A 7,383-nucleotide genomic window follows, 5' to 3' on the forward strand; every position below is an offset into this window, starting at 1 on the left:
GCTCTAGAACAGTTTACGGAGCGAAGTTGCCGGTGATGACTGCGAGAAAGAGAGCAACAGATCGGAACACTTGCCACGCTACAATCAAGTCCAGGCAGAACACCACAGCCCACGCAATCAGATTCCCCCAATTCTTTTCGACAGTTTCGACAGGAGTTGGCTTTCTTTCCCCTTCGGTCATGATCTCGCCCTTCGTTAAAGTCTGCCAACGGTTCGCCTTTGTCCCGCCTGGCTGACTGACTGCGGCCGCTATCGAATCATAGATGGGACCATCCAGATTGGTTTCGCGCGGTGCTGACATCTGCGACGTCATAGAGATTATTGCCAGCCAGAAGATAAGTCATCCGGCACGCCCTAGACATAGGCTTCGCCATTGGAACGGTGTTCAAAACAGAACCAATGAGATGGCTCCCTCGGCTTGGCGAAGCCCCATCCTGCATCCCTGCCGCAGTCGGGATGCTCGCACCTATGACACTGAACGCCCGGACGTGTGATGGGCTCTATTGCCCCGGGAAGGCGGATCAATTCATCACTCATCGGGTTAGTTTCTCGGCTTAGTTGGTCGAAAGATTCCATAGCCGGTCTTGACGATCAAGGAAAATGTTCCTTTTCTGTTCTCATGGCGCACGATCCGATCGACACGCTGGGCAAGGCGACCCGGCACAACATGCTCGTCAAGGCGGAATGCAGCTGCGGCAATGTCCGCTACTGCCGCTCGGCCGACCTGATGATGGTGTATGCCGGCAGACCGCAGGCGACCGTCAAGAGTAGCTCAGTCTTGCCGCGGCTGCACTGGCCCCGTCCCGTGCCATCGGACGAAAGCCGCATCCTTGCCGGTGACGTCTTTCACCGATTTCAACAGGGCTTCATGAACCGCTCGAAGGGCTTGATAGTGGGCGCAGGTGGGCGATAGGAGCGGGCGGACGATGCTCTTGTGAAGCTCTTCCGCAGCCGCCATGAAGCGGTCGATCTCGACCTGTGAAAGTTGCTTAGAAAGTTTGTGTCTGGCCATTTTTGCGATCTCCGTTTGAGGATCGCCGCAACGGAGCTATGAGGACCATATTCCTATTGTCTCAGCAAGGGGCGACTGAGAATTTTCCCCAAGGCTAGTTCTCTGCCTCAAGCGACTTTCGCGCCAACTGAGCGCAGCGCCCATCTTCTCCACGCTGCGACGCGAATGGCATCTGGCGGACCGATGCGTCCTTGCATTAGCAAACTCTTAAATACGTTGCGGCACTCTTTCTTGTATTTCATTACGGTTGCAACGTGGGCGGGAAACAAGGTTGCGAAAGGACGCGCGATGAACCGACATGGCCCGAAGGACTGGGATACCCAACGACCGCGCTGGCTACTGCCGCTTTTTGCGTTCACCATCATAGTGGGTGCTGGCTTTGGCGCCGCCTTGGCCTTCGTCACCTAGCTGACACGCCACGTTTGCTCGTCGTTCTGCGCCTTGAGGCTCGCCATGCAGGCGCCATTTACGGGCCATCCACCTAATGGGCGGTGTAAGCTCCGTCCACCAGATGGTAGCTCCCAGTGATAAAGCTGGCCTGGTCGGACAAGAGGAAGCACACAAGAGCCGCCACCTCTTCCGGTTTCCCGCGCCTGCCCATCGGCTGAAGACCTGCCATGCGCCGGCTGGCTAATGCCTCCATTTGCTCCGATAAAAGAGGCGTTTCGATCCAGCCGGGGCCGACGACATTGATCCGGATGCCCATCCTCGCATATTCAATCGCCGCAACCTTGGTCAGCCCAACGACCCCGTGTTTCGCTGCCGTGTATGCGGACGCAGTTGGCAAGCCGACGGAACCGAGAACGGAGGACATGTTGACGATGGCGCCTCCGCCTCGATCCAGCATCGCGGCGATTTCGTACTTCATGCTGTAGAAAACGCCATTTAGATTGACGTTTATCAGTTTGTGCCAGTTGTCGAGCGGATAGTCTGCCGTTGCTTTTCGAATGCCGTCGATACCTGCATTGTTTACCGCCATATCCAGTCCGCCGCATTTCTGGACAGTGAACTCGATCAGCTTTTCCACGGCTGCCGCATCCGTGACATCTACCGCAAAGTCATAGGCCCTGCCGCCTTGCGAGCTTATTTCGGCGGCTCTGCAGTGCGCTGCCTCGGCATCAAGGTCGGCGACAACAATCTCGGCTCCTTCTTGCGCGAGTTGCCGTGAAACAGCCGCACCTATTCCGGATCCTGCGCCGGTCACAATCGCGACTTTACCATGGAAGTCAGGCTTCATCGTCTCTGTCCTATGCCAATTTTGACATAACCGAACAGAGGCAGACGGTTATCGCAAGAAGTTTCGCTCCAATTCGCTTGTCAATCCTGTGAATTCATTTTGCCACCACAAAGCGAGACTTGGCCCGCAGGCCTTGTAATGGTAGAGACGAAGGCGGCGGTAGATGACCAGTTTCCTAGCAGGTAGAAATGGAAGAACACCACATTGCGCGCCGGGGGCTCGTGCTGGGTAGTCTGGCTCTGATGGTCTCCGGATGTACGTCGACGTTACAACAGGTGGCGGACCCGATTTCATCCGCGTTCGGACCAAGGCGTGGCCTGAATCCTCGTTACCGACGGCAGCATGTGCGGTACGACGGAAACGAGCCGGCCGGAACGATCGTCGTCGATACTTCGCAACGTTTTCTCTATGCCGTCGAGACGGACGGGTGGGCGACGCGCTACGGCGTCGGCGTCGGCGAGCAGGGACTTTCGTTCAAGGGTACAGCGACCGTCGGCCGCAAGGCGGACTGGCCGTCGTGGACACCCACCGCCAGCATGATGAAGCGCAAGCCGCGCCTGGTGAAGTATGCAGGGGGGGTCCCTGGCGGACCAAACAACCCGCTTGGTGCGCGTGCCCTTTATCTCTATCGCGACGGGCGCGACACCCACTTCCGGATACATGGTACAAACGAGCCGTGGACGATAGGCACAGCGGTATCGAACGGGTGCATCCGTATGATCGATGACGACGTCATTGACCTCTACGACCGTACTCCTTTGGGCACGACGGTGGTGGTTGTTTGATGGTGGGCAGGCCTGATCTCCGTTGGATGATGAACCTGCCAGCACGTCACCGCAAAGGTGCCGCCTGGAACCGGGTGCCAACTGTGTCATTTCTGCACTAGGCGTTGATGTAGATCGCGGGTAGCTTGGCGGGGCTGCATATTGTTTTTATTTGTGGCGATTCCATAGGCTGTTCCGCCCTCGGGGAAAGGATTGCTTGATGAACAGGATGTTGATTGTAATGGTTGCCACCCTCGCCGTTGCCAGCCTGAGCGGCTGCGCGAATGGCATGATCGGCAAAGGAAAGGGGAAGGCTCCTCCGCCGGAACCCGCTGCCGTAGAGGAGCCCGTGATTAAATAAGGACCGGCTTTCGGTTATTTGGGAAGGGCCGCCAGGCCCTTCCCAATCGATATGCAGGGGCCGGCCGGATTCGTAGCCTACGTGCGTTAGCGGGCATAGGTTGGCGCTAGGCCTGCGGTCCTCGGAGTTCTGGATAGATGACGCTAGTAAGTGGCCGTTCAACAATTGTGGCCCTGCTCGCACTTGTCGCAGCGTCATGTCAGTCGCAGGACAGCAAGCCCCAGCCGACTTTTGTGTCCAATGATAAGGCACTGAGAACCGCGGCGATGCCGGCGCGCGCGGCGGCGTCAACTCAAGCCCAGCGGTATTTCATCGAGTTCCGCTCCCGGTACGCCCTTACCTACGGCCATTCCTACGTGATTTTTGGACGATTGAACCAGGCCGGACGGATGGTCAACCCCGAAGTGGCGGGCCTCGCTCCGAAGTCCGGTGATCCCAATGTCTATGTTCTCGGGCATTTGGCGCCCGTGCCAGCCTCGACCGGGTGGACGGACGGCGACCTGGAAGATGCTTACCGGTCGGCAAGCTGGCGTGTATTACTTACCGAAGCCGAATATAGGAAAGTCGTCGCGAGCATACGAAGGCTGCAGGCCAGTTCTCCGCTTTGGCACGCGTCGCTCTACAACTGCAACGCATTCGTAGCGGACATCGCTAGATCCATGGGGTATAAGACCCCCGGTATCTGGCTCCGGCCGCAACAATTCATAACCAAGCTTCGGGAGATGAACGCGGGTTGAAATGCGATTGGCAAAACCCGCTTTCGCGCCCATTCGCCCGGTTAAGTGCGAAGAGAACGCGCTCTGAATGTCTACGGTCGACAACTCGGACGGTGACATCGTTGCGACGGCTTATCATCGTCCCAGATCGAGAAAAGGCTCCGGTGACGTGACGTGACCATTGCTGTAGCCTCAGTTGGCGAGATCATATGGGTGATCGGCATCGTTGCTTGGTACGTGATCCGGTATCCGTTCGAGCGCCGGGCAAGGCGCGTGCGAATTGTAGCTGGCGGCAGCTCAAGTTCCGACACCGTCGGGCTTGTATCGGCTCTCCTTGGCCTGGCGATCCTGCCTGGCTTCTATGTCGCTACCGGCATCCCCGGAGCGGCTGATCATCCGGCCAGCGTGTGGTCAGTGGCGCTCGGAACCATCATCTTCTGCTCAGCGCTGTGGATTTTTCGCTTATCCCACAAGGAACTTGGCCGTAACTGGTCGATTACGCTCGAGATTCGCGAACGGCATGAACTGGTCAGCGCCGGGCCATACGCCTTGGTCCGTCACCCTATGTACACCTCTTTCCTGCTTATGGGGCTCGGCCAGCTCTTTCTGCTGCCGAACTGGGTTGCGGGCATATCGGGTTTGATTGGTTTCGCAGTCCTTTTCCTGCTGAGAGTGGATAAGGAAGAGCGTATGATGCTGGAGAATTTAGGCTCGCAATACCGTGTCTATATGGAAAGGACCAAGCGGATATTCCCTTATCTTTATTAGAGGTCGTTTTATGCGAGGCCGAGCCCTCAAGCTTTCCGCGCCCCGGCGCCTTGTTGGCGATCTGATGAGGTTTTCGATCGGCGTGCCACGGGTCGCGGTGCAGCGTCAGATGAATCTCGGCCCACTCGTAAGGGCTAGAATGGCGCAGCAGACCAGGCCCTCGTGGACCGCTATCTTCCTGAAAGGGTATGCGCTTCTTGCCCTAGAGATGCCGGAGCTGCGGCGCGCCTATGTCAAGTTGCCTTGGCCGCAGCTTTACGAGTATCCGGCAAGCGTAGCCTCGATTGCCCACGAGCGCGAATATGATGGCGAGCCGGCCGTTCTGCTGAGCTGCATCAAGTGCCCGGAGCGCTACTCCATCACGGAACTTGAGGGATCCATCCACGCCGCTCGATCACGGCCGATCCTGGAGGTCCCGGAGTTTCGGCGTGCCTTGCGGGTGGCACGTGCGCCCGCGCCAGTCAGGTGGCTGCTTATGTGGCTAGGGTTAAACATCGCCCGGCAAAGGGCAAATTACTTCGGTACCTTCCAACTGTCCGTCTATTCTGGTCTCGGTGCGGAATCACTCAACCCGCTGACACCACTGACCACGCTTCTAAACTACGGTCCGATCGGCAAAGACGGATCGGTGAATGTCCGCATCCACTACGATCACCGGGTCATGGATGGAGCGAACGTCGCACGAGCACTGGAGAGATTCGAACAGATTCTGAACGGCACTGTCGCCAATGAAGTGGTGCTGCTCGGTCAAAGTGTTGCCGCTCCTGCAAGAAAGAGGAACGCGACATGATTTCGCACCGTGAATTCCGGCCAGCCGTCGTCGTGATTGGCGGCTCGGGTGGAATTGGCCGGGCAATTGCGAGCGTCGCTGCACGGGAGCGCGGTGCGGTTGTGCTGGTTGCCCGCTCGCCCGAGGGTTTGGCCGCCGCGGCGGCTGAGGTTCGGGAGGGGGGTGGCGAGGCATTCACGCTCGCGTTGGATCTCGTGGCAGGCGATGCGCCAACGCGCCTAGAGGACTTTCTGTCCGCACACGGCCTGGTCTGTGATGTCCTGGTCAACAGCGCCGGCTATGGCCTGCGGGGCGCGGCGACGGCGCTGCCTATTGATGGTCAACTCGGCATCATCGATCTCAACATACATTCCCTCACAGAACTGACCCTCCATTTTCTGCCGGGAATGGTGGCGCGCCGACGGGGCGGGGTGCTCAATCTCAGTTCCGTGGCCGGGTTCGTTCCCGGGCCTTATATGGCTCTGTACTTCGCTAGCAAAGGTTTCGTGCGCTTCTTCTCAGAGGCGCTTCATCAGGAGTTGCGCCGAACCGGTGTGACGGTCACATGCCTGGCACCAGGTCCGGTGTCGACGGAGTTTCTCGCAAGGTCAGGCGCCTATCAGACGGTGCTCTTCAACATCTTGCCCAAGGTGGATCCGGAGTATGTGGCCGAACGTGCGTGGCGAGGGTTCAAATCCGGTCGTCGCCTCGTCGTACCGGGAATCTCGGCCAAGTTGGCTGCCCTTGCGGCGGCGCTCCTGCCTTCCGCAGCGATGCTGCCCCTGGTCGGCCGGCTGCAACGCGGCGGCAATGATCCATGTCCTTGCGGTTCAGGTATGAAGTTCAAGAAATGCTGCGGTACCCGCCAGATCCAGCTACGCCGGGGCCTTCGGGGAATTATCCCCTGACCGGACCAGCACGCCACCGCTCGCCATTTCAGGAGTCGCTGATGGTCTTGGTTGCGGCTCAACGAACAAACGCCTTTCCGCTTGACCTGAGGTGCAGGGCGCATGGAGTTGCTCTCGGCTGGCGAGACCAAAGCCCAACTTTCCAACCCTGGCGCCCTCCAAGTCATTGAGATTGCTTACATCTGAACCTGAGAACCAAAGATGCGAGGTTGACAGCTTTGGAGAATTGGCCAGAGAACGCCCATTCACGAGGAATAGCCGGCACGCGGTTGCCAGCTTTTCTTGAAAAGCCCGCAGTTCCGCGGGATATCGATCCTCCTGGGTCGAGGCAGAGAAAGTTGGGGCAGGGTGCGTTGGCGGAGGGAGAGTAACCGAAATCCAACCTTCTCCAGAGCATGCTTGCGTTGGTGCCCTGGCCGGTCCCTCCGTCTTCCGTCCAATTCGTGCGGCTCGCTGCTTCCGGCAGCGGGCCGCTTCTTTCGCGCACGAGGCTGAAATCAGCGGCAGGTCGTCTGCTACTTTTTCTTTGTCGCCAATTGTGTCCGTCTGGACAGTATATGACGCGACGCTAATTTAATGCCAATGGCACGTTTTCTGTTGAGCCTCGTTTCGATTCTATTTTGCTGCACGCTTCTCCAAGCGCAAGCGTGGCAGCTTTTCGGCTTCAGGCAGTTTGGCTTCATATTCGAAGTTCCCCCTGGCTTTGTCCTGACGCAGCGTTCGGACCAGGGCGCGGAATTTCGGGTGACGTTGCCCCTTTGGCTTAATCCGGTTTGAAGTTCGCTCTGGCCCAACGTGAGGACCAGAGAATGAAGCGCAGCCGTTTCAGTGAAGAGCAGATCATCGGG

9 protein-coding genes are annotated in these 7,383 nt (G+C 58.2%); 7 read left to right on the top strand and 2 right to left on the bottom strand.

Annotated elements, in window-relative coordinates:
- Positions 1–13: 13 nt before the first annotated feature.
- Positions 14–313 (bottom strand): hypothetical protein, encoded by a 300-nt coding sequence (locus tag NKH37_RS28465; protein ID WP_353041986.1) that lies wholly within the window; start codon positions 311–313, stop codon positions 14–16.
- Between the two features lie 180 nt (positions 314–493).
- On the opposite strand from NKH37_RS28465, the gene NKH37_RS28470 reads away from it, so the two are divergent.
- Positions 494–913, top strand: a complete 420-nt coding sequence (locus tag NKH37_RS28470) for a hypothetical protein (RefSeq protein WP_353041988.1) — start codon at positions 494–496, stop codon at positions 911–913.
- 580 nt (positions 914–1,493) lie between these two features.
- Here the strand turns inward: NKH37_RS28470 and NKH37_RS28475 are convergent.
- Positions 1,494–2,249: an SDR family NAD(P)-dependent oxidoreductase gene (locus NKH37_RS28475; RefSeq protein ID WP_352476622.1), complete on the bottom strand. Its 756-nt coding sequence runs from the start codon at positions 2,247–2,249 to the stop codon at positions 1,494–1,496.
- Between the two features lie 188 nt (positions 2,250–2,437).
- Between NKH37_RS28475 and NKH37_RS28480 the strand changes: the two genes are divergently transcribed.
- The 6 genes from NKH37_RS28480 (at position 2,438) to NKH37_RS28505 (ending at position 6,535) form a co-directional block, all read left to right on the top strand.
- On the top strand, positions 2,438–3,034 hold the full coding sequence (locus NKH37_RS28480) for a L,D-transpeptidase (RefSeq protein WP_031195120.1): 597 nt from the start codon (positions 2,438–2,440) through the stop codon (positions 3,032–3,034).
- A gap of 199 nt (positions 3,035–3,233) precedes the next feature.
- Positions 3,234–3,374 carry a hypothetical protein gene (locus NKH37_RS28485; RefSeq protein WP_023722423.1) on the top strand — a complete coding sequence of 47 codons (141 nt, stop codon included), beginning with the start codon at positions 3,234–3,236 and terminating at the stop codon, positions 3,372–3,374.
- Positions 3,375–3,511: 137 nt separating this feature from the next.
- On the top strand, positions 3,512–4,111 hold the full coding sequence (locus tag NKH37_RS28490) for a hypothetical protein (RefSeq protein WP_031195118.1): 600 nt from the start codon (positions 3,512–3,514) through the stop codon (positions 4,109–4,111).
- 159 nt (positions 4,112–4,270) lie between these two features.
- Positions 4,271–4,858 carry a protein-S-isoprenylcysteine O-methyltransferase gene (locus NKH37_RS28495; RefSeq protein ID WP_031195116.1) on the top strand — a complete coding sequence of 196 codons (588 nt, stop codon included), beginning with the start codon at positions 4,271–4,273 and terminating at the stop codon, positions 4,856–4,858.
- Positions 4,859–4,868: 10 nt separating this feature from the next.
- Positions 4,869–5,648, top strand: a complete 780-nt coding sequence (locus tag NKH37_RS28500; RefSeq protein WP_353041990.1) for a hypothetical protein — start codon at positions 4,869–4,871, stop codon at positions 5,646–5,648.
- A complete protein-coding gene (locus NKH37_RS28505) occupies positions 5,645–6,535 on the top strand; it encodes an SDR family NAD(P)-dependent oxidoreductase (protein ID WP_023722419.1) in 891 nt (296 codons plus the stop codon). Before NKH37_RS28500 ends, NKH37_RS28505 begins: the two co-directional genes overlap by 4 nt.
- Positions 6,536–7,383 lie beyond the last annotated feature (848 nt).

The organism is Mesorhizobium sp. M1217 (assembly GCF_040318275.1).
Lineage (GTDB): Bacteria > Pseudomonadota > Alphaproteobacteria > Rhizobiales > Rhizobiaceae > Mesorhizobium.